33 protein-coding genes and 1 tRNA gene are annotated in these 24,237 nt (G+C 60.2%); 5 read left to right on the top strand and 29 right to left on the bottom strand.

The genetic code is table 11. The features are described 5' to 3' along the window. Window positions 1-10: 10 nt before the first annotated feature. Window positions 11-646 carry an adenylate kinase gene (locus DV706_RS00550; RefSeq protein ID WP_006067784.1) on the bottom strand — a complete coding sequence of 212 codons (636 nt, stop codon included), beginning with the start codon at window positions 644-646 and terminating at the stop codon, window positions 11-13. Window positions 647-743: 97 nt separating this feature from the next. On the opposite strand from DV706_RS00550, the gene DV706_RS00545 reads away from it, so the two are divergent. Further along, the gene (locus DV706_RS00545) at window positions 744-1,160 is read left to right on the top strand and encodes a hypothetical protein (RefSeq protein ID WP_006067783.1); all 417 of its coding nucleotides are present in this window, start codon (window positions 744-746) and stop codon (window positions 1,158-1,160) included. A gap of 110 nt (window positions 1,161-1,270) precedes the next feature. Here DV706_RS00545 and DV706_RS00540 read toward each other — a convergent pair whose 3' ends face one another. Next, a complete protein-coding gene (locus DV706_RS00540; protein ID WP_006067782.1) occupies window positions 1,271-1,561 on the bottom strand; it encodes an amphi-Trp domain-containing protein in 291 nt (96 codons plus the stop codon). Between the two features lie 438 nt (window positions 1,562-1,999). Here DV706_RS00540 and coxB point away from each other — a divergent pair, with 438 nt between their 5' ends. Both coxB and DV706_RS00530 read left to right on the top strand, forming a co-directional pair. Further along, window positions 2,000-3,037, top strand: coding sequence for a cytochrome c oxidase subunit II (gene coxB / locus DV706_RS00535; RefSeq protein WP_006067781.1), 1,038 nt, complete (start codon window positions 2,000-2,002; stop codon window positions 3,035-3,037). Beyond that, entirely contained in the window at window positions 3,037-5,517 is a 2,481-nt protein-coding gene (locus DV706_RS00530) for a cbb3-type cytochrome c oxidase subunit I (protein ID WP_006067780.1), read from the top strand. The genes coxB and DV706_RS00530 overlap by 1 nt, the downstream gene beginning before the upstream one ends. Before the next feature lie 215 nt (window positions 5,518-5,732). On the opposite strand, the gene DV706_RS00525 is transcribed toward DV706_RS00530, so the two are convergent. Next, entirely contained in the window at window positions 5,733-7,400 is a 1,668-nt protein-coding gene (locus DV706_RS00525) for a S8 family serine peptidase (protein WP_006067779.1), read from the bottom strand. Between the two features lie 229 nt (window positions 7,401-7,629). After that, window positions 7,630-7,857 (bottom strand): hypothetical protein, encoded by a 228-nt coding sequence (locus DV706_RS00520; protein ID WP_049889994.1) that lies wholly within the window; start codon window positions 7,855-7,857, stop codon window positions 7,630-7,632. A 374-nt stretch (window positions 7,858-8,231) separates the two neighbouring features. On the opposite strand from DV706_RS00520, the gene DV706_RS00515 reads away from it, so the two are divergent. After that, window positions 8,232-8,492, top strand: coding sequence for a cytochrome C oxidase subunit IV family protein (locus tag DV706_RS00515; protein WP_006067778.1), 261 nt, complete (start codon window positions 8,232-8,234; stop codon window positions 8,490-8,492). A 730-nt stretch (window positions 8,493-9,222) separates the two neighbouring features. Here DV706_RS00515 and secY read toward each other — a convergent pair. Genes secY through DV706_RS00390 form a run of 25 tightly spaced genes read right to left on the bottom strand, consistent with a single transcriptional unit; the run spans window position 9,223 to window position 23,652 of the window. Continuing rightward, entirely contained in the window at window positions 9,223-10,683 is a 1,461-nt protein-coding gene (secY, locus tag DV706_RS00510; RefSeq protein WP_136350754.1) for a preprotein translocase subunit SecY, read from the bottom strand. A 2-nt stretch (window positions 10,684-10,685) separates the two neighbouring features. Further along, entirely contained in the window at window positions 10,686-11,180 is a 495-nt protein-coding gene (locus DV706_RS00505; protein ID WP_006067775.1) for an uL15m family ribosomal protein, read from the bottom strand. A 2-nt stretch (window positions 11,181-11,182) separates the two neighbouring features. Then, window positions 11,183-11,650, bottom strand: coding sequence for a 50S ribosomal protein L30 (locus DV706_RS00500; protein ID WP_006067774.1), 468 nt, complete (start codon window positions 11,648-11,650; stop codon window positions 11,183-11,185). Next, window positions 11,650-12,300, bottom strand: a complete 651-nt coding sequence (locus DV706_RS00495) for a 30S ribosomal protein S5 (RefSeq protein ID WP_006067773.1) — start codon at window positions 12,298-12,300, stop codon at window positions 11,650-11,652. Before DV706_RS00495 ends, DV706_RS00500 begins: the two co-directional genes overlap by 1 nt. Beyond that, complete coding sequence (locus tag DV706_RS00490; protein WP_006067772.1) at window positions 12,297-12,845, bottom strand: 50S ribosomal protein L18; 549 nt, start codon at window positions 12,843-12,845, stop codon at window positions 12,297-12,299. The genes DV706_RS00495 and DV706_RS00490 overlap by 4 nt, the downstream gene beginning before the upstream one ends. Further along, window positions 12,845-13,294: a 50S ribosomal protein L19e gene (locus tag DV706_RS00485; protein ID WP_006067771.1), complete on the bottom strand. Its 450-nt coding sequence runs from the start codon at window positions 13,292-13,294 to the stop codon at window positions 12,845-12,847. Before DV706_RS00485 ends, DV706_RS00490 begins: the two co-directional genes overlap by 1 nt. Further along, a complete protein-coding gene (locus DV706_RS00480) occupies window positions 13,287-14,012 on the bottom strand; it encodes a 50S ribosomal protein L32e (RefSeq protein ID WP_006067770.1) in 726 nt (241 codons plus the stop codon). The genes DV706_RS00485 and DV706_RS00480 overlap by 8 nt, the downstream gene beginning before the upstream one ends. A gap of 3 nt (window positions 14,013-14,015) precedes the next feature. Then, window positions 14,016-14,549 carry a 50S ribosomal protein L6 gene (locus tag DV706_RS00475; RefSeq protein ID WP_006067769.1) on the bottom strand — a complete coding sequence of 178 codons (534 nt, stop codon included), beginning with the start codon at window positions 14,547-14,549 and terminating at the stop codon, window positions 14,016-14,018. A 2-nt stretch (window positions 14,550-14,551) separates the two neighbouring features. Beyond that, window positions 14,552-14,944: a 30S ribosomal protein S8 gene (locus DV706_RS00470; RefSeq protein ID WP_006067768.1), complete on the bottom strand. Its 393-nt coding sequence runs from the start codon at window positions 14,942-14,944 to the stop codon at window positions 14,552-14,554. A 1-nt stretch (window position 14,945) separates the two neighbouring features. Next, window positions 14,946-15,134, bottom strand: coding sequence for a 30S ribosomal protein S14 (locus DV706_RS00465; protein WP_006067767.1), 189 nt, complete (start codon window positions 15,132-15,134; stop codon window positions 14,946-14,948). After that, window positions 15,127-15,663 carry a 50S ribosomal protein L5 gene (locus DV706_RS00460; protein ID WP_006067766.1) on the bottom strand — a complete coding sequence of 179 codons (537 nt, stop codon included), beginning with the start codon at window positions 15,661-15,663 and terminating at the stop codon, window positions 15,127-15,129. Before DV706_RS00460 ends, DV706_RS00465 begins: the two co-directional genes overlap by 8 nt. Continuing rightward, window positions 15,660-16,361 carry a 30S ribosomal protein S4e gene (locus DV706_RS00455; protein WP_006067765.1) on the bottom strand — a complete coding sequence of 234 codons (702 nt, stop codon included), beginning with the start codon at window positions 16,359-16,361 and terminating at the stop codon, window positions 15,660-15,662. The genes DV706_RS00460 and DV706_RS00455 overlap by 4 nt, the downstream gene beginning before the upstream one ends. Continuing rightward, the gene (rplX, locus tag DV706_RS00450; protein ID WP_006067764.1) at window positions 16,358-16,714 is read right to left on the bottom strand and encodes a 50S ribosomal protein L24; all 357 of its coding nucleotides are present in this window, start codon (window positions 16,712-16,714) and stop codon (window positions 16,358-16,360) included. The genes DV706_RS00455 and rplX overlap by 4 nt, the downstream gene beginning before the upstream one ends. Before the next feature lie 3 nt (window positions 16,715-16,717). Further along, complete coding sequence (locus DV706_RS00445; protein ID WP_006067763.1) at window positions 16,718-17,116, bottom strand: 50S ribosomal protein L14; 399 nt, start codon at window positions 17,114-17,116, stop codon at window positions 16,718-16,720. Then, window positions 17,116-17,550 carry a 30S ribosomal protein S17 gene (locus tag DV706_RS00440; protein WP_006067762.1) on the bottom strand — a complete coding sequence of 145 codons (435 nt, stop codon included), beginning with the start codon at window positions 17,548-17,550 and terminating at the stop codon, window positions 17,116-17,118. Before DV706_RS00440 ends, DV706_RS00445 begins: the two co-directional genes overlap by 1 nt. Beyond that, a complete protein-coding gene (locus tag DV706_RS00435) occupies window positions 17,541-17,945 on the bottom strand; it encodes a ribonuclease P protein component 1 (RefSeq protein ID WP_006067761.1) in 405 nt (134 codons plus the stop codon). Before DV706_RS00435 ends, DV706_RS00440 begins: the two co-directional genes overlap by 10 nt. Before the next feature lie 7 nt (window positions 17,946-17,952). After that, window positions 17,953-18,165: a 50S ribosomal protein L29 gene (rpmC, locus tag DV706_RS00430; protein WP_006067760.1), complete on the bottom strand. Its 213-nt coding sequence runs from the start codon at window positions 18,163-18,165 to the stop codon at window positions 17,953-17,955. Beyond that, entirely contained in the window at window positions 18,165-19,091 is a 927-nt protein-coding gene (locus DV706_RS00425) for a 30S ribosomal protein S3 (protein ID WP_006067759.1), read from the bottom strand. The genes rpmC and DV706_RS00425 overlap by 1 nt, the downstream gene beginning before the upstream one ends. Beyond that, the gene (locus DV706_RS00420) at window positions 19,091-19,567 is read right to left on the bottom strand and encodes a 50S ribosomal protein L22 (protein ID WP_006067758.1); all 477 of its coding nucleotides are present in this window, start codon (window positions 19,565-19,567) and stop codon (window positions 19,091-19,093) included. Before DV706_RS00420 ends, DV706_RS00425 begins: the two co-directional genes overlap by 1 nt. A gap of 7 nt (window positions 19,568-19,574) precedes the next feature. Next, a complete protein-coding gene (locus DV706_RS00415) occupies window positions 19,575-19,997 on the bottom strand; it encodes a 30S ribosomal protein S19 (protein ID WP_006067757.1) in 423 nt (140 codons plus the stop codon). After that, entirely contained in the window at window positions 19,994-20,716 is a 723-nt protein-coding gene (locus DV706_RS00410; RefSeq protein WP_006067756.1) for a 50S ribosomal protein L2, read from the bottom strand. Before DV706_RS00410 ends, DV706_RS00415 begins: the two co-directional genes overlap by 4 nt. A gap of 2 nt (window positions 20,717-20,718) precedes the next feature. Continuing rightward, window positions 20,719-20,973: a 50S ribosomal protein L23 gene (locus DV706_RS00405; protein WP_006067755.1), complete on the bottom strand. Its 255-nt coding sequence runs from the start codon at window positions 20,971-20,973 to the stop codon at window positions 20,719-20,721. After that, a complete protein-coding gene (gene rpl4p, locus DV706_RS00400) occupies window positions 20,970-21,722 on the bottom strand; it encodes a 50S ribosomal protein L4 (RefSeq protein WP_006067754.1) in 753 nt (250 codons plus the stop codon). The genes DV706_RS00405 and rpl4p overlap by 4 nt, the downstream gene beginning before the upstream one ends. A 3-nt stretch (window positions 21,723-21,725) precedes the next feature. Then, window positions 21,726-22,745: a 50S ribosomal protein L3 gene (locus DV706_RS00395; protein WP_006067753.1), complete on the bottom strand. Its 1,020-nt coding sequence runs from the start codon at window positions 22,743-22,745 to the stop codon at window positions 21,726-21,728. A 4-nt stretch (window positions 22,746-22,749) separates the two neighbouring features. Next, a complete protein-coding gene (locus DV706_RS00390) occupies window positions 22,750-23,652 on the bottom strand; it encodes a putative RNA uridine N3 methyltransferase (protein ID WP_006067752.1) in 903 nt (300 codons plus the stop codon). A 302-nt stretch (window positions 23,653-23,954) separates the two neighbouring features. Between DV706_RS00390 and DV706_RS00385 the strand changes: the two genes are divergently transcribed. Further along, window positions 23,955-24,025 (top strand) — tRNA-Gly (locus tag DV706_RS00385). Window positions 24,026-24,237: the final 212 nt, after the last annotated feature.

Here is a 24,237-nt window from a genome sequence, read left to right as displayed (position 1 = left end):
GTCGCTGAGTTTACGCCGCGTCTTCGATCGTCGCCTTCACTTCCTCCCAGACCTCGTCCGGTGCCTGCTCGCCGTCGACGCGCTCGAGCACACCCTCATCCTCATAATACTCGATCACGGGCTCGGTGTTCTCGCGGAACACGCGCAGTCGTTCTTTCACCGTTTCCTCGGTGTCGTCGTCGCGCTGCTCGAGGCGTTCTTCGACCTCGGGGTCCTCCGGTGGGTTGTACTCGACGTGGTAGATGTCGCCCGTCTCGGGATCCATCCGGCGGCCGGTCAGTCGGTGGATGAGTTCCTCCTCGCTGACGTCGAGGTAGAGTGCGACGTCCAAGTCGGTCATGTCCTGCAGCTCCTCGGCCTGCTCGAGATTTCGTGGGTAGCCGTCGAGCACGAAGCCGTCGGCCTGGTTCAGCGCTTCGTCGACGATGGCGTTGACGACTGCGTCGGGGACGAGTTCGCCCTGATCCATGTATTCGCGTGGCGTGTCGTACTCCGTGTCCATGTCGGAGATGTCCATGTCCTTGTTCGAACGGAGTGCGTCACCGGTGGTGATGTGGTCGACGTCGAACTCCTCGATGATCTTTGCGCTCTGGGTCCCCTTTCCTGCCCCGGGTGCACCCAGGATCAGAATTCGTGGCTGTGCCATATCCCACCGTTCACCACCCTCCCATAAAGGCTTAAAGAAATGTGTACGTCATCGCTGTCACATAACAGCTTAAAGAAGCGAGCCCATCCAGTTTCGTATGACGCGTTTCGACGCAGCTGACCCTGCCGAGCGACGAAAACTGTACGTCGACGCTATCACTGCCCACCGCAACCGCGGAAGCGGATTTTTGACGCTCGAGGTCGACGAGACGGCACTCGATGACAGCGACTCCGACGGCCCCGACCCAGCACTCGGCGTGCCGTGGCTACAGTTCGGCGATGGGACGATCAACCTCGACTGCACTGACGACGAACTCGAGACACTCAAATCCGTTCTGGGTGAGTTCCCAGCGTTCAAAATCGACGAGATCCATCGTCCTGAAGACGCCGAGGGCGTCAACGTCCAGATCAGTGCGAAAGCGGATCCAAATCGGATCGCCCAGTGTCTCGATGCGATCGTTCAGCAAGTCTACGATCTCCCAGCCGATGTTCGAATCTGGGTCGTCGAACTGTAGCCATCACTGATCGACACAGTCGCTGATCACACGATTGGCTTGCAACAGTGGCTGCTATAGAGTCGCTGGCATTCGAGTGTGACCAGCGACTGCCCACTCCGTTTCAATGACTACTCGATCGAGAGCTCGCCGGTGTCGGATTCGTGATCTCCCTCCTTCCACTCGAGTTCGAACTCGAGGCCGAGTTCACCCGGCTTGTCGGGGGCCGAACTCGAGGTTTCTCGCTCGGCTTTGATCTCAAACGTTGGACGTGCTGGCGGGGTCATCGTTACTGAGTCGCCACCAGCTTCGAGGGAGATCGGACCGCCGCTTTCGAGGCTGTCAGCGACAGTCCGGAGGTAGTCAGCGATCTCGTTGCGTTCCATCTGCCGTTCGAACTTGAAAAGGACCTCTTCTGGCATACGTAGTAGTTAGTGTGAGTCGTATAGAAGCTTCTGCTGGATCATATATAATGGGAGAAGACGAAAGTTTGTGTATCGCGCGCGAGCGGATCGGAGGAGTGTAGCACGGCAATCCGATACTCGGGCGCGTCAGGTATCCATTTTTGATACGAACACGTTCGCTTTCGGCCGTTTTTCGAGGCGAGATATATATTATCTTTGGTACGATCTCCGACAGACAGCGATAGAAAAAAGGGCTCTGGGCCGAAGTGAATGATGAACGACTGTGAACAATGGTTGGCTGGCACTGCGTGGAAACGAGACATCACGGTATAGGCAGACTGCGAGACAGTCGGCTAAATCGTTTCCAAATAGATAAGTGCACCCAGCAACCATCCACCGTCATATAAGCGGTCTTCAAAAGAGGTGAATACAATCTACAACGCACTTACGACCCCGATGCAGGTGTTGGGTGAGCGTGGCACGCGTGTCGACGTATTCGAGGGCATCTTCATGGTGTTTCTCGCACTCGGTACGCTCGTCGGCGTTGTCGTTGTCGCATACACATTGTACAACGCGTACAAATACCGCGATACCGACGAACGGAAAGACGACGAATCACTGCCAACACTCGGGGAGTTACCGACAGGTGGAAAGGGCGGCAAGAAACTATTCTTATCGTTCGGAATCAGCGCTATTATCGTCATTTCGCTGGTTGTCTGGACCTACGGGATGCTCCTGTACGTCGAGGACCCGGACGACGAGTTCGATCAAGATCCAGTCGAAATCGACGTCGAAGGCGACGGGTTCGCCTGGCACTTCGAATACGCAAATGGTGCTGAAGCGACTGGAACGATGAACGTTCCTGCAGATCAGCCGGTTGCAATCGAGGTGACGTCAGGCGACGTCTGGCACACCTTCGGGATCTCTGATTTACGCGTGAAAGCGGACGCGATCCCGGGTGAGTACGACGATACGTGGTTCATGGCTGAGGAAGCCGGTGCACAACACGAAATCGAGTGTTTCGAACTCTGCGGTGACTTCCACACCCAGATGACTGGGACCGTCAACGTCATGGAGCAAGATGAGTTCGAGACCTGGCTCGACGATCAGCTGACACTCGACGTCACGATCGAGACCGAAGACGGTGAAGCAATCACGAACGTCACCGACGAGGACTTCCAGCTCGAAATCGTCCACCAGGACAACGACGAGTACGATGCTGACCTCGAGTACACTCGTGATGCAAGCGACTTCGAGGACGGCTCGGTCACGATCGACGAGATCGAACAGGGCGGCGAATACGACCTGACGATCACGTTCGAAGACGACGACTTCGAAACGATCGAAGACACCGTCGGAATCACTGACCCAGCAAGCGAGACCTACACGGTTGGTGATGCCGACGAAGATACCGATGACGATGCAAACGGTACCGAGAACGAAGCTGACGACGACGAAACGGACGATGAAGACGACGACGGAGGTGAGAACTAATGAGTGATCTTCCGCCAATGACGTCTGTCAAGCGATGGCTTGTCACGACAAACCACAAAGACGTCGGGATCCTCTATCTGGCGACAGCATTGTTCTTCCTCCTGTTCGGTGGGATTCTCGCGCTCGTGTTCCGTGCCCACCTGTGGGAAGCCGGTGGAACCGGTCTGTTGACGGGTAACGAGTTCAACCAGGCCGTCTCGGCCCACGGGCTGTTGATGGTCTTCTGGTTCCTCTCACCGTTTGCAGCCGGCTTTGCAAACTACTTCGTCCCGCTTCAGATCGGGGCAGATGACCTTGCTTTCCCACGATTGAACGCCCTGAGTTACTGGTTCTACCTGTTCTCGGGACTCCTGATCGCCCTCTCGTTCTTCCAGGGTGGCTCGCTCTCCGGTGGCTGGACGATGTACGCCCCGCTGAACGTGCCAACGTACACGCCCGCACTCGAGGCGACGACAGGAAGTAACTCGACCGTGCTCGCGTTGACACTGTTCGTCATGTCGATTACGATCGGGACGGTGAACTTCCTTGTCACCATCCACCGATCTCGTGCGGAAGGCCTTGGCCTCTGGAACATGCCGATGTTCACGTGGTCGTGGCTGCTGACGGTCTGGATGATGCTGTTTGCCTTCGCAGCACTGCTGGCTGCGTTGCTGTTGTTGTCGATCGATCGCCTCTTCCTGACACAGTACTTCGCGACTGATCAGGGATCGGGGCTGCTCTGGGGCCACCTGTTCTGGTTCTTCGGACACCCCGAGGTGTACATCGTCTTCTTCCCCGCACTGGGGATCATGTTCGAGACGTTCCAGACGTTCACTGGTCGACGACTCGTTGGCCGCAAGTGGGTCATCATCTCTATGGTGTTGGTGGCCGTCCAGTCGTTCCTCGTCTGGATGCACCACATGTTCCTGACGACGATCAACCTCGAGATCAAGACGCTGTTCATGGCGACAACGATCGGGATCTCACTGCCCTTTGACCTGATGGTCTTCGCGCTGATCTACACGATGGTCAAGGGACGCGTTCGATTCACGACCCCGTTCCTGTTCAGCCTCGGCGCACTCGTCTTGTTCATCCTCGGCGGTATTACCGGGGTCTTCCTCGGTGCCGTCGTGCTTGACTACGAGTTCCGTGGCACCTACTGGGTCGTCGCTCACTTCCACTACGTGATGGTCTCGGGTGTGACTGCACTGATCGCCGGCCTCTACTACTGGTGGCCAAAGATCAGCGGCAAGATGTACTCCGAGCGCCTCGGAAAGCTCAACTTCGCAGTCTACTTCATCGGATTCAACATGCTGTACTTCCCGATGTTCCTCGCCTGGGAGACGCCACGCCGTGTCTTCCACTACACTGAGGGAGCGCAGCTCTACCATCAGATCGCGACCGTTGGGGCATTCATCCTCGGTGCGTCGTTCCTGATCATGTTCTACACGTTCGCAAAGAGCTGGGTGTCTGGTCCTGAAGCACCCGACAACCCATGGGAGTTCTCCCGTACAGCCGAGTGGGCGATTCCGTCGCCTCCACCGCTGGAGAACTGGTCTGACCGGCCAAGCTACGCAAGCGGCCGACTCGAGTTCGTTGACGACTCGAAAGCAGCCACTGACGGTGGTGTGGCAACCGCTCACGGTGAAGCCACAGCCACGACCTCCCACGAAGAAGAACACGCCGACCACGCCAGCATCTGGCCACTCGGTATCGGTCTGGGAATGTTCGTGTTCTTCCTCGGTCTCTCGGGACTTACACCGTACATGATCGAGTTTGCGGAAGGAACCGGAACGGCGCCAGATGCACTCGTTGGCACCAGCGCCGAAACGAACATCATCTACCCCCTCGTTACGGCACTCGGTGTCGCGATCCTCGGGTACACGCTGTTCAAGTTCGGTGTCGAGGAGTTCAACGCCCCCGAGATGCCGATCGCCGAACGATGGCCGTTCGGTGGCGTCGGCAACACGAAGTTCGGTGTCTGGGTGTTCCTGGCATCTGACGTCGTCGTCTTCGGCGCCGCGATCGGCGCGTTCGTCTTCATGCGCCTCCACATGGGCTGGGGTAACTGGGAGACGATTCCGTTCGCCTCTTGGCCCGGCCTGCTCAACACCTACGTGCTGTTGACCTCGAGTTTCACGGTCATCCTTGCACTTGTCTTCGCTGAGCGACAGAACAAGCGAGGACTGCTCGGTGCGATGGGTGCGACGCTCCTACTCGGACTGGTGTTCATGAGCGTCAAGGCCTACGAGTACACCTACAAGTTCTCGATTGGCGAGTACTGGTGGACCAGTCTCGAGCACTCCATCTACTTCGTCACGACCGGCTTGCACGCACTCCACGTGATCCTCGGGCTGCTCATCGCCGTGTTCATGATCTACCGGATCATCAGCATCGATGCCTACCTCGAGGACCACCGGCCAGTCGAGTTCTTCGGCCTCTACTGGCACTTCGTCGACATCGTGTGGGTCTTCCTGTTCCCACTGTTCTACCTGATGTAGCGGCCCCCGCTACGCAGGATTCGATTTTCGACTTTTTTAGGAGACTGGCGACGGAGAGCCGCTGGAAACGCTCGGTTCGCCAGGTAGCATGCCGTGCTAGGACAGTCACACAGAACGTTACTGCTCGAACACAGACTGTCCAGCACGACACGACCGTTTCTCGAGCCGACGTCGGAGCAACCGAAACGCTGGTTGCGACGAGACTGCGTTCCGTGCTACCGCTTTGTCTCGCGGGCAAGCGACCGCGCGAGAAGCAGTGTTGCGACGCTGATCGTCGTCACGACCAGTGCGGCTGTCCCGGCTACCAGCCTGCTAAACGGTGGTGTCTCTCGAGTCGCCGTCGTCTCCGTCGCTTCCGTCTCGGCCGTCTCACCGGTGACTGACGTGTCGATGTCGCTGTGGACCGCAACGATCGCATCTGTTGTGGCTTTCGCGTCGACAATTCCATACCCGTAGCGAGTATCCATCGTCGTGGTACGCTGTGGGGTGATGGCCCCATCTGGTTTCCAGGCTGTTTCGGATAGCGCTGTCGAAACGGCGTCGGGAGTGGCATCGGGTTCGACCGACAGCAACAGCGCGACCGTTCCAGAGACGTGCGGTGTCGCCATCGATGTTCCCGGCAGTGCTTGGTAGCCACCACCCGGAACGGCGCTGGTAACTCCGACACCGTGGGCCACAGCGGTTGGGACGACGTACGATGTGGGCCACGTTTCCGGGGCCGTGTGCCACTCGGACCGATTGAGATGTTCGCCGCCGGAGAATGAGGCGACGGTCCCGTCTTCGTGGACGGCACCGACGCTGATCACATCGTACACGTTGGCAGGCGAGCTGGAACTGTCTACACCCTCGTTACCAACTGCTGCGACGACGACGGCACCACTTTCGATGGCGTGTGTGACTGGATCAACGAGTTGGCTGTACGTGCCGGTCATCCCCAGACTTAGATTGATGACGTCGGCGTCCTCCTCGAGTGCCCATTCCATACCAGCGATGAGTTGGGCGAACGATCCGCTCGTTTCGTTCAACACGAGGCCGTGGAGCAACTCCACGTCCGGTGCGACACCGATCTGGGTACCGCTTGCCCCGCCACCAGCGACAGTCCCGCTAACGTGCGTGCCATGGACCCCCGAGTCGTACGGTGTTGAGCCATCGACTCTGTCACCCGTCTCATCGAACGCCGCCCACCCGCCTGGATAGGTTGGATCCGATGAATCGGCAGTGTAGAGATCGATATCTGGATGGGTGGCGTCGATCCCAGTGTCGAGAACCGCGACTCGAACGCCGTCGCCACGTGTTTCGTACGCATCCCAGACGGCGGGTGCGTTCAGAAGTTCGATGCCAGCTGTCGACTGATGGGGCTCGGTGCCAATCGCAGCCGACGACGTTTCACCCGTCTGTATCGTTGTCTGAGGCTCTGGGATGGTCAGTTCGAAATTTCTGTGCACTGTTTCGACTGCTGTGACTGACTCGAGCGCCTCGAGTTCTATCCGGTCGGGATCAACCTCGAGCAACACGGCGTTCGTTAGCCAGAACTCCGTTTCGACACTGACCCCTGGCGTTGTAGCCGCGTACTCGAGTACCGGATCCTGTGTCTCGTTGGCATGATCAGTCAACAACTGCTCGGCGTCAGCATCACTCGCAGCTTCTGGAATCGTCACCTCCTCGAGTCGGACGACGATCTCGACCGTTTCTGACGCCGAACTGTTCAGTTCTTCGATGTTGAGCGGGCTGTCGGTCTGGGAATGCGCACTGGACACCGCAGTGCTCTCGGGTGCCGCGGCGAGGGCTGGTGCCGAAAGGATCGTGATGAGCAACAGACAGCTGAAAAAGAGCGTGAGAAGGTGATTGCAGACGTCGTTCGAGAACGGAAAGCGAGTCGCCACAGTACGTCTACTGAGTCGTCAGTCGATAAAGACATTCCGAGAACCATGAACGTCTGCCAGAGCGGATCAGCGAGCGGACAGTAACTCCACTAGACTCAAGCAGACGGTGATCTGTGGGGTGTCTGGCTCCGAACTGCCGGGCGCGGACGGGAACGGTGTCAGATAGGGACGTAGACGGGCTCCATCGAGGGAGTTACAAAGGGGTACAGACACAGTACCGTAACCAGAACTACGACAGCGACGAACGGATGCTGGATTCTAATCGCGTGTGAGCGTTCGAAGAGAGTCGAACCGAGATGACGTGTGTGGCCCAGACGGCGAGGAGCGATCCTGGCAGGATGCCCACCAGCTTCACGTAGCCAAACCACGACGTCAGAGCGTACTGGGTCGGGTTCTGAGGTGGGTTCAGGGCCTCCCACGCCGCCTCCCAGCGAGGCAACGGCCTCGAGTCGCCCATTGGAGCCCAACCAGTTCGTCGTGAAAGCGGCCGACGAGCGCACGATCGGTCACAAACGTCGACAGGAGTCTCGACATCCCCACCACACCAATCCCCCAGCATGAGAGAAAGCCGCGTCGGAATCGACACCTCACCACCATGTTCTGAGAGACCAACCGCGGCGTTGCTCGCAGTAACAACACTGACCGCGACAGTGAGTGAGAAGAGCATACCTACGCAGTACCTGTCCGGCGAACGAACATCGACCGTCTACTCATTGCTATCACGTTGGCCTCCGTTTGCATTTACGAATTGGTTTGTCCAGGACACGTATCGGCCGGTACCATCGATCGTATGAGGAAGGTATAAGTGGCCAACTTTCGAATAGTGTACCAATGGCTGACGTTCGCACATACACCCTCATATACGTCGTGCTGCTGGTGTTAGGGACCGCCAAGTTCGTCTTTTTCGAAATAGGAATTTCAGAACAGCTAGCGATCGGCGGGACTGTCGTCCTCGCAGTCATCAAGTCGCTCCTGATTGCTGGCTACTACCAGCACCTGCGGGAGGAGCCACGGGCGATCAGCTACATGATGATCGTTGCCGTGTTCATGGTGTTCCTGCTGACCGTCGCAGCTGGTTACTCTATCCAGTAACGTCGACCGACGAACGCTTCAGTTTTGCAGCAGATCCGATTAGAAGATCGCTAGCTGATTTCCGCACTCGAGGCAGCTCTGTCGTGATTCACTACGCTCGCCAGTGCGTATTCGCTGTCACGCGCCAGATCACTATCACTGTGTGACAGAACAACCCATCCAGCACGTCTATGCCGATCAGACGAACGTTATCGTAACCACTGACCGTCATGCGCACCCGATCGCATGACAGCTGTGCGATCGGTGTGCAAACCGTTTCAGTTGTTACGATAGCTGGTCCATCGTCGCGACCCAAACCGCGACCGTGTTCGCTGCTGTCGACAACTCCTTGCTGTGACTCCCAATCTCTATTTTCACTCCGTACACTGTTGGCAACGACTTGCTCGCTCGTTCACCGCTCTTTGAACGGCCTCGAGTCGACGCTACACGGGAGTGTGCCGACTGAACGGCTCGCCAGAAGAGTGTCTACATCCGCACGTCGAACTGGTTCGTTCAGCGAAGTCCGTGCGCGGCGATCTACTCTAGACACTCGTCTCGGCACGCAGCGACTAGAGCCACGGCTTCGACCAGGTTGCCAACAACAACACATTGTCTCTTGGTCTCCGTCAAATCAACGTGCGTGCGAGTAAGGAGCAAGTAGTGCACGCGCTACGATACCCGCCAGTTGCGGTTGGAGAGGCAGCGCTGTCGGTGCAAAATACAGAAACAACGCGCAGAGCGGTTCGAGCCGTTACTCGCGGCCGAACATCTCGCGCATCATCGGATGCATTTCCATCATCTGCTCCTCGGCGATCTCCTCGTACAGCTTGTACGTGATGGAGACTGCCAGCAGCAGGCCGGTTCCGGTAACGCCACCGATCGTGCCGAGCATGTTCGCCCAGACGGCGAGCAAGCCGACCAGCGCGCCACCGATGACAGTCACTTGCGGGATGTACCGCTCCATGACCTTCTCGATGACACCGACGTTCTGCCGGAAGCCGGGGATCTGCATCCCGGAGTTCTGGATCTGTCGGGCGGTGGCCTTGGGACCCATGTTGGTGGTTTCGACCCAGAAGATGGCGAAGATCGCACCACCGATGACCATGAACGTCAGGTCGATCGAGATGCGGATCAGCACCTGCCACGCTTCCTGGGTGACGGCACCCGTCCACCACATCCAGTCGTCAGGTGAGTAGATGGGCGCAAAGTAGTAGAAGAACCCACCAGTTGGCTGGCCGTCAGCATTGTAGGCTCCCAGCGCTGCGGGCATACCAGCCCACTGGCTGTTCAGAATCTGGCCCATGAACTGGATGTTCGCTTGCAGCGCACGGACGAGGATCATCGGCAGGACGCTCGCGTAGATGAGCTTCACCGGGAAGCGACCGCGAGCACCTTTGACGCGGGCGTGGCTGAGCGGGATCTCGACGCGGACCGACTCCGCGTAGACGACGATCCCGAAGATCAGCAGCGTTGTCAGTAAGGCGATGATATGCCCGTCCTGAAGCAACAGCGTGTACAGCCCGTCACCAGCAACAATCGAGCCGATCTCGACCTGCCCGGTGATGATCCGGTACCAGTCATAGAAGAACCCGCCGGCATCGGGCTGGATGAACCCAGTGACGAGTCGCTGGCTCACGCTGGCGATGATGAACAGGCCAATCCCGCTGCCGATCCCCCACTTGCTGACGACCTCGTCCATATACAGGATGAGGATTCCGCCAACGAAGATCTGGGCGAACATCAGCGTCTGGACCTGTGTGTGGCCGAACTCGAGGCCACCAAGCGTCAGTGACTGCTGAGCTGGCAGGAAGCCGCCGGCGAACACCATCGGGAGCGCAGTCAGCGCCGTCATGATGACGACAAGCAGCTTCTGCAGCCCTTGGTAGAGCACCTGGTCTCGTGGGTCGTCCGTGTCGAGACCGAGCAGGTTCGCACCGCCGAGCAGTTGCAAGACGATGCTCGCGGTGACGATCGGTCCGATACCGACCTGCATCAGCGATCCCTGCTCACCGGCGAGGATCGAACGGAACTCGCCGAAGATGTCGGTTGCACCTTCCGCACTTCCGAGCAGCGAGATGTTCGTCAGGAAGAAGTACAACACGAGGATGCCGGCAGTCCACGCCAGCTTCCGCTTGAAGGGGACGTGCCCCTCTGGACGGCGCACCGCGGGCATCCGCGTCAAGACCGGTTCAGCGGCTTCCTTCCATCCCATAGTTATTCCTCGTTCTGTTCGGATTCGGCTTCAGCGTCGTCGGACTCGGCCTCTTGGCCGCGTTCCGAGACAACTGCCGCTCCGCCGGCACTCTCGAGTTTCTCCACAGCAGCTGCGGAGAAGGCGTCAGCCGTCACCTCGAGTGTGTTGCGGACCTGGCCGGAGCCAAGGACCTTGACGATGTCGACCTCGTGGCCGTCTTCGACGATATCACGTGCGTCGAGTTTGTAGCCGTCGTCGGTTTCTTCGGCCTGGCCGTCAGCGGCGTAGAGAATTGCGTCCTCGTCGAGTTTCTGGACGTCGATCTCTGCGACATCTTTACGGATGCCCTGTGGCCGTTTGAAGCCGTGTTTCCCTTTCGGTTCGTAGTTGTGGAACTCGTGTTTGCTCCGCCCGGCACGGCCGCGACCACCGCGATGGCCCGCACCACGTCGATTCTTGTGGGTGCCGCCGCTGTGTGTGCGCGATCCGCGCTGGCGTCGTTTTTTGCTCGTCATGATTATCGCATCGAGTCTAGGAGGTCGTTAATCTCTCCCGTTGTATGCTTTCCGAGTTGGCCGCCTTCGACAGTCGGCTTCTTGATGCCGTCGTGGCCACCGCGTGGTGGGTGCAGTCGAAGCGTCGGCGACAGTCCTTCCTCACGAAGCGTCGTCTCCTCGGCAAGCAGTGCCTCGGCGAGTGCACCGAAGTCGTCGTACTCGGTGTTCTCGGCGAGCCACTCCTCGTCGACGTCCGACTGTTTGCCTTCGAGGGGCTCGGCACGCTTTGCGAGCACCGTCTCAAGGACGTCAGCATCGGGTTCGCCAACGGCGACGTAGTCGTTGACCTTCGTGATCATCCCCTGGTACGTGTCGGTCTCGGGGACAAGTGCGCAGTGGTTGACGCTGTGGATGTTGAGCATCTTCAGCGTGTCCTGCACGTCTTGCTTGCGGTTCACTTCACCACGAACCTGAACGATCGCTTTCATCACTCACTCACCTCGGCTTCTTCTCGGTCGGGACGACGCTGTGGATGGCGCGACTGCGAGGCGTTCTCGAGTGCGTTGAACGTCGCTTTCGCGAGATTGACCGTCGTTCGAGTGTTTCCGTGGCTCTTCGTCCAGACGTTTTCGATGCCGGCCAGCTCGAGGACGGCACGAACGGTGTCGCTTGCAGCCAGTCCGAGCCCTTCGGGGGCAGGGATGACTTCGACCTCGACGGAGCCGGCTTTGCCGGTGGTCCGACGGGTCAGCGAGTGGGGCCGGTCCGAGCGGTCTTCCCACGAGCCGGAGCCGCGTGGCACCTGGATGATGTTCAGCTTCGCGATACCGATCGCCTTCTGGATGGCAGACCCGACCTGGTCGTCTCGACCTTCCGCGTAGCCGACGTAGCCGTCACGGTTACCGACCGCGACAACACATCGGAACTTCACGCGTCGTCCGGAGTCCGTCATACGCTGGACCATGTTGATGTCCAGCACTTCGTCGTCAAGCCCCGGCAGGAGCTGGTCGACGATCTCGGGTTCCTTCAGCGGGAGTCCCGAGTTGAGGGCGGTCTCCATATCGTCGATCTCGCCCTCTTGGACCATCCGACCGAGACGGGTGACGGGTTCCCATCCACTGTCGTTGTAGTTGCTCATTCGAGAATCGCCTCTCGTACGTCGTCAAAGTGTTCTGGCAGATCTGCTGCGTCGAACTCACCGCTGTACAGTGGCTCGTCGAGCTGTTCGGCGTACTCGGCGATGTGTTCGCCGCGGGTACGCGACCAGTCTGCAAGCACGCTGTCGTTGTGCGGGATCTCAAGGCCTGCGTCGATTGCGCCTTCCTGCACCGCGAACACCTTGTTCCCGGGGGTTGCCGTGTTGAGGCCGATGTCGAGGACTGCTTCCTCGAGACCTGCCTCGACGGCTCGTTTGCCGGCCAGCAGGCCGGTCAGGTAGGCCGCAGAGATGTTTCCTGTGGGTGCTTCCCAGCCGTACGCTTCTAGATCGCTCGAGTGTGCGCTTGCGAGCGTCTCGTCTCCCTGAGGTCCGGGAGTAATCAGCTGCGCCGTAGTATGCTTGTTGCTCTTGCGAGCAACCAGGCGGGGCTTGCCCGATTTCAGCAGGCGCAACCTCTGGTGGTAGTCCGTCCGGACCTCACGGCGACGCCGCATCGGTACCTTATATCGTGGTCCTGTCGCCATTATTGGTCACCGTAGGTTTCGTCAATGTAATTCAACAGATACCGGACACTACGGAACTCCCCACCGCCAGCCTTCTTGTAAAGCTCGCGGTACTGCGTGGGCGTCAGCTCGCCCTTGTCGCGGAGTTCACGCAGCTTCCGTCGCTGTGCGCGAATCTTGTTCTGCCATTCTTCTTTCTTGTTCTGGCGAGCGCCTTTCTTGCCGCGGCGCTTGCCGGGGCCGTTCTGGTGGCCGTAAGCGCGTTTTGCGTTGCGCTCACGGGCACGGCCACGGGAGTTGCCCTTGGCGTCTTCGGCCTGAATGCGTCCCTCGTCGACGAGCTCACGGATCTCGTCGCGGGTAATCGCTTCGGCGATGTCCGCCTGGGCCTCGGGGTCGAGCCAGATGCGGTTCTGCCCGACGTCTAAGACGTCGGCAGCGAGTCGCTTCTGTGCGGAAAGATCAGTCATTGGATTCCACCTCGACTTCTTCGTAGGTTGGGTTCAGGACGCGAACGCCCTGTTCCTCGGCCTGTTCTTCGATCCGCTCGCGCTTGCGTGCGCCAACAGCGGATGCGATTCGAACGGCCTGATGGTCGCCGTCGACACCGTCGAGGTCGTCGGTGTTCTCGACGTAGACCTCGTCGAAGCCGCTTGGGTGTTTCCCTCGAACGGCTTCGGGCGTTCGGTAGCCGGCCGACACTTTCGGCCCCTTCCCTTTGACGCCACGGCGCTGTTTCGACAGCTGACCGCGTGGGCGGCGCCAGGATTCTGGGGTCCGCTTTTTCTTGTGGTAGTCCTGTCGGTTGAACTGTGGACTGCTGACGCTACGGCGGCGCTGGAGCAGTCGTTCTTCCTCCTCGGAAAGCTCGGGCGTCTTCTCGGTCAGCCCGCGGGGCTGGAGTTCCGTCTCGACGTCCTCGGCTGGCTCTTCTTCTGCTTCGCCTTCATCTTCGATCTCGGCTTCGGTCTCTTCGGTGACCTCGAGATCGCCGACGTCGGCTTTGATTCGGGCCGCAAGTGCGTTCCCGACGCCATCGGCTTCGGCCAGTTCGTCCTGGTCGGCCTCTTTGACGTCCTCGATGGACTCGAAGCCGGCTTCGCGCAGGGCATCTGCCTTGCTCTCGCCGACGCCGCTGATGTCCTCGAGCTCCTGTGGCTCGTCGTTTGCTTGGTCTTCGTCTGCCATCTATCAGGCACCTCCTTTCGCGGGTTTCTCGGTGATGTAGACCCCGTCCTGGAAGACACGGGTGTCTTTGCCGCTGACTCGGGTCAGCTGCTCGATGTCTGCCGCCGTCTGGCCGACGTCCTCTTTGTTCGGACCGGAGAGGACGAGGCGTTCGTTGTCGACGGAGACGTCCGTCTCACCGTGGATAGTCGTGCGTCGCGGTGCCTTCTCGCCGAGGAAGTTCTCGATGACGACCTCGTCGCCGTCCACGCGGACCTGCATTGGGAAGTGAGAGTAGAAGACTTCCATCTTGTACTCCCAGCCCTCGGTCACGCCGTGGAAGGCGTTCGTGATGTGGCTCTCGAAGGTGCCGACGGTCGCGTTCGTTTTCGCGTCCTCGGCGTCGCTTTCGATGACCACAGTGTCGTCTTCTGTCTCGACGGACACGTCAGGGTACCAGAGACGGCGCGAAACGCTGCCTTCCGGACCGTCGACGGTCACATCGAGATGGTCGGTCTCGACGGTTACGTTGTCAGGGATTTCCAGTTCGACTCGCATGGTTAGTAGACGTATGCGATAACCTGACCACCGATGCCCTCCTCACGCGCCTCGTAATGGCTCATGATACCGTTGCTCGTCGTGACGACGAGTGCACCGAAGCCTCGAGCGGGAAGATAGCGCTTCTCCCATTTCTCGAAGTCTTCTGCGCCAACGGCGTAGCGGGGCTTGACGGGGCCACACTGGTTGATCGCTCCTTTCAGTTCGACCTCAAACTGACCGGCTTTACCGTCGTCGACGTACTCGAAGCCGTCGATGTACCCGCGGTCGTAGAAGACCTCGAGTACGCTGCCGATCTCGTTGGAGGCGGGTGTTACCTCGTGGGTCAGATGCCCCACACTCTCGGCGTTGTCGAGTCCCGAGAGCGCGTTGCTGAGTGGATCGTTTCCAGTCATATTATCGATACTTCCTGAATCCCATGTCACGAGCAATCTCGCGGAAGCACTGCCGACAGAGGTTGATGTCGTACTTGCCGACAAGCCCCTGTTTGCGGCCACAGCGCTGGCAGGCCGCTTCCTGCCCCGTGCGCTTTGCGGCGTGCTCGCCCGTGCGCTCGCTTTCTACGTCTGTTTCAGTTTCACTCATCGTCTGCCTCCACGCTCACGTCGAAGTTCGCCTCGAGGTACGCAATTGCGTCCTCGGGGGTGAGTCGGTGGCTCGAAGGGATCGAACGGTTGGCCTTGTCGCGTTTTGCGACGCGGTAGCCTGGACGGACCAGGTTGACGGTGACGTCCATGCCGTAGATCCCGACGTTCGGGTCGTATTCCTGGCTGGGGAACTCGGTGTGCTCTGCAACACCGAAGCTGAAGTTGCCAGTATCGTCGAACTGCTTCGCGGAGAGTTCCGCAAGCGGCAGTGCCGTCTCGAGGAACTCAGCAGCCTCGTCGCCACGAAGGGTGACCTTCGCGCCGATCGGGTCGCCCTGACGAATGCCGAAATCGGGTTCGGTCTTTTTCGCCTGGGTACGGACGCTTTCTTGCTGCGTGACTTCCTCGAGAATGTCCTCGGCTTTGCCGAGTTCGCGGCCACCGCGGCCGACGCCCATGTGGACGACGACTTTCTCGACGCGGGGCTTTCGCATCTCGTGGAACTCGCCGACGTCAGCTTCGCTCATTCGTCATCACCCGTGAAGTTCTCGTCGATCACGACGACGTACTCCTGGATGGTCTCGAATCCGTCGTCGTCGGTAGAGACACCGACGGTGTTCGGACCGCTTCCTGGCGTGATGTCGATCGCGTCGATCTCGCCGATCTTGCCACCGTGGTTGCCACGGATGGCTGTGACGAGTGCGCCCTCTTCGAATGGGAAGTGAGCCACGATCGACTTGTCGTCGTTGTCGACAACGACGGAGTCGCTCGTGTTGTACTCGCTGCCGTCGTCGACGATGACGTTCGTGCCATCGTGCAGCGTCAGCTGCGTGTCCCCACCGGTGACCTGCTGTTTGCCTGCGATCTTGCCGAGGCGGCTTTCTGCAGCATCCTCGTCGATCTCAGTCAGCGCAAGTCGGCCGCCTTCGTCGGGGAAGACGCGGTAGTACTCCTCTCGGCCGGGGAACGCGATAATGTCGAACATGCCGATTGGGCGCTGTTCGTCATTGATCGGCTCGCCGTTGACGAGGATTGCATCCTCGGAGAGGGCGTATCGTGCTTCTTTCTTCGAGTCCACGTAGCCGAGTACGTCCCGCAGCAAGACGACGAGCGGAACGCCCTCTTTGCCGTGTGGGCCGGCACCGGCCTTGACCGTGAAGACGTTAGTCTTCCGCTCGACCGGCCAGGACTTCGGTACTGACAGTCGTTTCTGGTGGTTGCTCATTCGGTATCACCTTCGAGACGCGCCTCGCGACGCTCGTCTTCCAGGTCGAGTTCCGTGATACGGACGTTCGAGGGGGCAAGCGGTCGTGGCACTTCTTCGCCGTCTGCCGTCTCGACCGTCACGTCCTCGACGTGGATCGTCCCGTCCTCGAGGATCGCACGAAGGACCTCGCCTTCCGTTCCAGCGTGGTCACCGCGCATGACCTCGACGGTGTCGCCCGCGTTAACACGGGTGCGTCGGGTCTCGTACTCCTCGCGGAGGTCGTCGGACAGCGTCGCGTGGAGCTGCTTCCCTCGCTTGTGCAGCGGCGCATGCTCCGTCTGGTTTCGCTGTTTGTGTGGTTGCTTGCTCATTGTCTATACGATCATCGTTGCGGTACTTGCGATTGCTCCGAAGCGTTCTGCGACTTCGCGGGCGATCGGGCCCTTGATTTCCGTTCCGCGGGGCTCTTCGTTCTCGTCGATGATGACGGCCGCGTTGTCCTCGAACTTCAGTCGCGTCCCGTCTGGCCGGCGGATCGACTTCCGCTGGCGGACGATGACGGCCTCGAGGACCTGTCGGCGCATCTCGGGCGTACCCTTGGTGACCGAAACGGTCACTTTGTCACCGAGTCCCGCTTTTGGCTGGCGGTTCTTGGTGCCGTGGTAGCCCGCGACGCTGAGGACTTTGAGTTCGCGTGCGCCAGTGTTGTCGGCACACGTGACCAGCGACCCTTTCTTGAGTCCCTGGGTGACGTCGGCTTTCATTGCCTCCATCACTCATCACCCTCGTTGCTGCCGCCGAGGTCGTCGGCCGAAAGCTGTGGGTCCGGCTCGCTTTCGCCGGTCAGCTCGGCGACGTCGGCTGCAGTTGCTTCTTCAGTTATTTCGACGACCACGTGCGATTTCGTCTTCGACAGTGGTCGGGTCTCTGCGATCTTGACCGAGTCACCGACCGAGAGCGGCTCGAGCACGCCCGGTACGTGTGCCGGGATGCGCGAGCGTCGTTTCATGAGGCGGTCGTATTTTGGAACCGCCACATCGTACTCTCGCTCGACGACTACGGTCTTGTCCATGTCCGTCGAGACGACCTGCCCTTCGAGGATCTGTCCTCGAACGGGAAGCTCGCCGTAGAACGGACACGTCTTGTAGTCGTATTCCTCCGGGTTTTCGGGTTCCGGAGGGGTTTCAACGTCTAGTCCTATTGCCATGGTGAATCACCACTAGTTTCCGTGCGTCGGGCAGGGCGTGAGAGCAGTCGCGAGCCATCGACCGTAACGTAGGCCACATCCTCGCCGGCGCTGTCTGCGGCGTCCGATTGCTCGGTGCCCGCAGGTTGAGTGTCGGCCAGTTTGGACATGGTCCCCGACTCCTTTGGGAAGTCGGCGGCGTCATCTGTGATCGCGAACTCGAACGTCGAGCCCGACTTCGGCACCATCACGACCCGAGACTCGCCACCGTTCCGAATCTCGATGGAAAGGGTGTTGGTCGTCTCGATGACGACGCGGCCCTCGAGGCCCACTCGCGAATCGTCGTCACTCTCGACGACTCGCACGGGGAGCCCATTGAGTTCGTGTCGCGGCAGGGTCTCAGGTGTCAGTGCCATTGTTCGATTACTCTTCGTCGAGGTCGCCTTCCTCACGCTGGATCGTCTTGATCCGCGCGATGGTGGTACCTAGTTCGCCGATGCGGCCCGGATTCTCCGGTGCACCACCGGCTGCGAGAACGGACTTCTGGTTCAGCAGCTCCGTCTCGAGTTCTTCGAGCTCCTCTGCTCGTTCTGCAGGCGTCATGTCGCGGATCTCTTCGACGTGGAGAATCGCCATCAGGCGTCACCTCCCTCGTCGTCCTCGTCTTCCATCTCCGCGACGAGTTCTTCGGCTTCCGCTTCGACGTCTTCCTCGAGTTCATCGAGGTCGTCCTCGATTGGGGACTCGTCTGGGACGTCGACTTCCTCTTCGTCGTCGACTTCGGCTTCGATGACTTCCTCGACGACGTCTTCGTCGAGGTCATCCTCGGCGTCCGTCTCGACGGCCTCGTCGGCCGCAGCTTCGGCGCCGGCTGCCTCGGCCGCTTCGGGTTCGCCCTCGAGGAGTTCCTCGACACCCTCTGCCTCGTTGGCCTCGACGGCGTCAGGGACGACTTCCTCGGGGTCCATGTCTTCGTAGACGGCGAAGTCGTCGGGAAGCTTGGCACCTGGTGGGATGATCTTGACGTTGACCCCGATGGTACCGAGTTTCATCACTGCGACGCCCTGGCCGTGGTCGACGACCTCTTCGGCGGGTTCGCCGTTGTGCTTGATGTAGCCACGGTTGAACTTCTCGACGCGCGATCGTGCGCCCGTGACCTTTCCGGAGAGGACGATCTCGGCGCCAAGTGCGCCGGCTTCCATGATGCGGTCGATCGTCGTGTGACCGGCTTTCCGGAAGTACCAGCCACGCTCGAGTGCGTTGGCCAGTCGATCAGCGACGATCCGTGCGTTCAGGTCGGGTTCTTCGACCTCCTGCACGTCGATCTGTGGGTCCTCGAGGTTGAATTTCTCCTCGAGAGCCGTCGTGACCTTCCGGATGTTCTCGCCACCTTTGCCGATGACCATCCCGGGCTTTTCGGCCTTGAGGACGATCTGCGTACCCATCGGCGTCTTGGCGACGTCCATGCCACCGTAGCCTGCGCGGCCGAGCTCTTCCTGGAAGAACTCGTCGATCTGTGACCGCTGGAGGCCGTTTTCGATGAACTGGTGTTCGTCAGCCATTAGTTATCTTCCTCGTCGTCCTCAGTTTCTTCGACCACGATTTCGACGTCCACTTGCGGCGTGTTCCAGGCGGACGCACGTCCCATTGCGCGGGGCTTGCGGCCGACCGATTCGCCGACTTTGTGGGCGGCGACGTGGGCGATCTCCATCGATGCGCCGTCGAAGCCCTGGTGGTCCGCGTTGGACTCAACGTTCTCGAGCAAGTCGAGGAACGCTTCAGAGGCCTTCTCGGGGTATTTGCCGGCGTCCCAGCCCTCAATATCGGAGCGGTGACCCGCGCCGGTGTTGTGGGACTTGAATGGGACCGACTGCTTCTGGTCGATGACATCCTGGAGGTACGCCTGGGCGTTTTCGACGGTACGGCCCTTGAGTTCGCGGGCGACCTCTTTGCTGTGCTTGTGGCTCATGTGACGCTCTCGGAGCATCGCTTTCGCGGTTGTGTCCGGGTCTGCGTCGACTGAGTAGTTGATTCCCATACGGTGATCACTTCAGTGGGACGAACTTCGAGGATCGAGTCGCACCGATACCGGCCTGTCCGTGCTCGACGGACGTCCGGGTCAGTCGGAACTCGCCGAGATAGTGTCCGATCATCTCGGGTTCGACACGGACGCGCTCGAACGACTGGCCGTTGTAGACCTCGAAGGTCAGGCCGACGAACTCCGGCAGGATTGGCATATCCCGAAGGTGGGTTCGAATCGGCGCGTTCGCTGTCTCTTCCTCGTCTTTTTCGCGGGCCTTCTCGAGGAGCTTCTGCTTCTCGACGGAGAGACCGCGTTTGATACTTCGCCGCTTGCGAGCGGGTAGCTGTTCTGCAACTTCTTCGAGCTCCATCTCCTGCAGCTCGTCGAGCGTGTAGCCGCGGTAGGTGAACTCACCTTCACGGCCGGTTCGGTACTCCTGACTCATTTGTTGCCACCTCGACCGGTGCGTCGGGACGAGATGTCACCGACCTTCCGTCCTGGCGGGGCGTCCCGCGAGACGGACTTTGGTTTGCCGGGGTGCTGGCGGCCACCGCCACCGAATGGGTGGTCGACGGCGTTCATCGCGACACCACGGACGCGTGGATACTTCGTCCCGCGCGATTTCATCTTGTGATACTTGTTCCCTGCCTTGACGAACGGCTTCTCCGTTCGGCCACCACCAGCGACGACGCCGATGGTTGCACGGCACTGCGGATCGAGGCGCTTGACCTCGCCACTTGGGAGCTGGATGACCGCTGCGTTGCGGTCGTGGGTGATCAGGTCTGCGTTGACACCGGAGGCGCGAGCGAATCGACCGCCGTCGCCCTGGTTTGCCTCGACGTTACAGACCGGAACCCCTTCGGGGATCTCCGCGAGCGGGAGCGTGTTCCCGGGTTTGATCTCAGCCGAAACACCGACCTGGATCTCCTCGCCGACGGCGACACCCTCAGGAACGAGGATGAGTCGCTGATCGCCGTCTTCGAACTCGACAGCGGCGATCGGTGCGGACCGAGCCGGGTCGTGTTCGATGTCGACGACGGTTCCGCGAATGACGTCGTCGTCTTCTTCCTTCTTGTGGTCGAGTTTCGCCTTGTAGCGATGGGATGGGGCACGGAACGTCGATGTCCCGCGTCCGCGTCGTTGTCCTTGAATGCGTCGTCCCATTCTTAGAACACCCCGATCCGGGAGGCGACTTCCTGAGCGTCGTCGTCCTCGGACAGTTTGATTGTCGCTTTCTTCTTGCCTTTCATCGTTACCTGCGTGTTGACGTCAGCGACCGAGATGTCGAAGCGAGCTTCGACTTCGTCGCGAATCTCGGGTTTGGTGGCGTCGGGGTTGACGACGAACTGGAGCTTGTTCTCGTAGTCCATGTCGTTCATCGCCTTCTCCGTGACCAGTGGGTGTTCGATGATCGAACTCATCGGTCTGCCACCTCTTCGAGTGCGCTTTCGGTCCAGACAGTCAGTCGACCCGGCTGTGCGCCGGGTGCGAGTGCCTCTGCGTTGACCTCCGCAGCCGTCGTGACGTCGGCACCAGCGAGGTTCCGGGCCGCACGGGATGGGCCGGACTCACTCGAGGTGACAAAGAGGATCGACGTCGGCGTCTTGTACTTCCGGCCACGGGCTTTCCCCTGTCCGGATCGGACGCTTCGACCTTCGTCGGCACGTTCGATGTCGGCCTCGAGACCAGCGGCCTCGAGGAACGAGACGACTTCCTTCGTCTTCTGAAGGTCCTCGAACTCGTCGTCGACGACGACCGGGATCTCGGCGTCCTCGTCGAACTCGTGACCACGGTCGGCGACGATTTCGGCGTCCGTCGTTGCCGCGATGGCGCTGCGGACGGCCAACTTCTTTTCTTTCGTGTTGATCGATTCGGACTGGTCTTTTTCGGCCTTTGGTGGGTGGGCCTTTCGTCCTTTGATAGCCTGAGGAACGCGTCGTGCGCGTCCATCCTGGCGTGGGACGTGGGCCATACCGCGGCCGCTACCGAACGATTCAGCCGGCGTGCGCTTGCCAGCGAACTCGTCGGCACCGTAGTCCTGCTTCCGGTTTGCCTGGGCGACACGAACGGCGCGGGCGATCAGGTCCGGGCGGTATGTGGTCTCGAAGACCGCCGGGAGCTCGACAGAGCCCGTTTCGTCGCCGTTCAGGTCGCGTACTGTTGCTTCCATGTGTTATCCCTGGTTGGATGCGGTGGAGACGTAGCGCACCTCGGGATCGAGGCGCGGCTGGTCTCCGGGTCGGATCGCCGGGCGGAAGCGTACGAGACGCTTGTTTGGCCCGGGGAGCGAGCCCTTGATCAGCGCGTGCGGTCCATCGACTTCGCCGTAGTTGACGAAGCCACCGTCGACCGTCGCGTCTGCGCCGTCGCCGATGTCGACGAGGCGCTTGTTCAGTTCCGTCCGCTGGTGGTAGCCCGTCTGTCCCTGCTGTGGGACCGTCGAGCGGACGCGGGATGGGTTCCAGGGGCCGAGGTTGCCGATGCGGCGACGCCAGCCCTGCCGGGCGTGTTTGCCCTTGCGTTTCTGGACGCCCCATCGCTTGACGGGACCCTGCGTCCCTTTCCCTTTCGTGACGCCGCTTGCGTCGACGTACTCGCCGGCACGGAACATGTCGTTCATGACGTGTTCGCCACCGTCCTCGACGGTCTCGAGGGCGAAGTCGACGCGCTCTTCGATAGAGCCGCCGCCGACGCGCGTTTCCATCACGTCCGGTTTCTTCTTCGGCATCGAGGGAACCTCCCCCGGTACCGTGTGGGTGATGACGCGAACGTCGTCGATGCGTCCCTCTTCGAGGTAGCCACGGAGTTCGTCCGTCGCGGCATCGACGTCGTAATCGTCACCGGGAAGGTCCAGCACGCGATCGAGTTCGGGAACGAACTCGTCGGTCCAGACCTCAGTCAGTGGCTTCATACCATACGGGGTGTCTTCGTACACTCGCAGAGCAACGGCGCGCATTGGCGGCGTCTCCACGATCGTCACGGGAACGGTCTCTTCCATTCCCTCGGTCGGCGAGTTCGCTTTGTCGTCGACCATAACGACGTGGGTCATACCGGCCTTGTAGCCCGCGAAACCCTGGAGCGTCGGCTGTCCGTCGTCGTCCGGCCACGAGTTAAAGCGTGGGACCTCGCTGGTCGCCCGCTGTCGTGGGCCGAACCCGAGTGAGCCTTTGCGTGGTGCGTTTGGTTGTGGCATTCTATCACTCTTGCAGTGAGAGGGGAGCGAGGGTGGCGAACAGAGCCTCTTCCGTTCGCACAACCTCGCTGCCCTGATTCGGAACCGTATTTAGCCAGAGGTCGAACCCTGGATCGGCTGTGGGTTCGACTCCGTCATCGGCTGTGTCGTCCCCAGTGGACGATTCGGCCGCGTCGCCTTGTCCCGACGACGCGTTGACAGCTGATGCCTCGATTCCGAGGATATCCGGCAGCCCTCTCTCGGGCGCACCGAACGCGACAGTCAGCCCGTCACGATCGATGCGTCCGGCCAGCGTCCCAAGCCGCCCGACGGTGAGCTCTTCACCGAATCGGGAAGCGGCGATGCAGACGCCAGCGTCCTCACGGCCGAGTGCTGCGGAAAGGTCCGTCCGCTCGACTGACAGCCCCGGGAGGGGTTTGTCCTCGAGTTTCGCTCGGACCGGTCGTCGCGAAGAGATCCTGACGGTCACGCGCTCCCCCTCGTCGACCTCCATTTTCGGAGGAACGTTGAGGGAGATCGGGTGTTGCAAGCCGCAATTGACCCGGACGCGCCCTTCAGGTCCGACCTCGGTCACGATTCCTTGTCTTGACGACCCCGAACCGGTAGATTCGGAGCCGGTCTGTGACATGGCGCGGAGCGGCGGCAAGATGCCCGCATACTCCAGTTCGTCCCGCATTCCCCATGCCTCGTTTCGAAGGTATGGTGGCGTTGCGGCGTACCGCAAGACGGTGCTTACGAACCCGCCGTCGAATCTGCCTGTTTCGCCTTCCCGATCCGGGTAGACGACCAGGCGATCAGCCCGAAAGATCGTCGCCGCGCGGGCGACGTATCCGAGTTTGCGAGTTGCCTCGCGTTTGTCCTCGGCTTCACGGGTGAGCGACGACGGGACGAGTATGCTGACGGTCATGCCGAGACGCTTCGGCGCCGCGTCACTAGACTGTAGCGATGTGTTGCCGATACCATCGTAAAAGGATAGCGGATTCGATTGCGGCTGTGAACGCCTCACACGTGGGAAATCAGGACATACAGGGAGTCTCAAATGACGAGCCGACGGTGTGACTGGAAACCCGTGTATATCTTTTCTACGCGTGTGCACACGAATCGGTGAAAGCTATGTCGAAGCCACATGGTACGTCGTGAACACCCATACTGCTCCCGGTTCGCAACCCTTATACATCCCTGCCGGTGTAAGTGTAAGTGCGCAACAGGGCGCTGGTAGTGTAGTGGTATCACGTGACCTTGCCATGGTCACAACCTGGGTTCAAATCCCAGCCAGCGCATTTTCACTGTCAACTGTAACGACGAGCGTAGCGAGCCGTCTGTTCAGTGAAAACCGTTCTCGGATTTGAAGCATACTGAGGTTCTGCGAGCGTAGCGAGCAGGTTCTCAGGAGCGGTTCAAATCCCAGCCAGCGCATTTCTCTGAACTCAATTCCACGAGCGACTGCGAGGCGTGTCGTGAGTATGCGATGGATTCTGGAATGCGAATCTGG

The sequence above is a fragment of the Natronorubrum bangense genome (assembly GCF_004799645.1).
In the GTDB taxonomy this organism is placed as follows: domain Archaea; phylum Halobacteriota; class Halobacteria; order Halobacteriales; family Natrialbaceae; genus Natronorubrum; species Natronorubrum bangense.
Note: the sequence above shows the minus strand (reverse complement) of the source record. Positions and strands in the feature narration are given on the sequence as shown.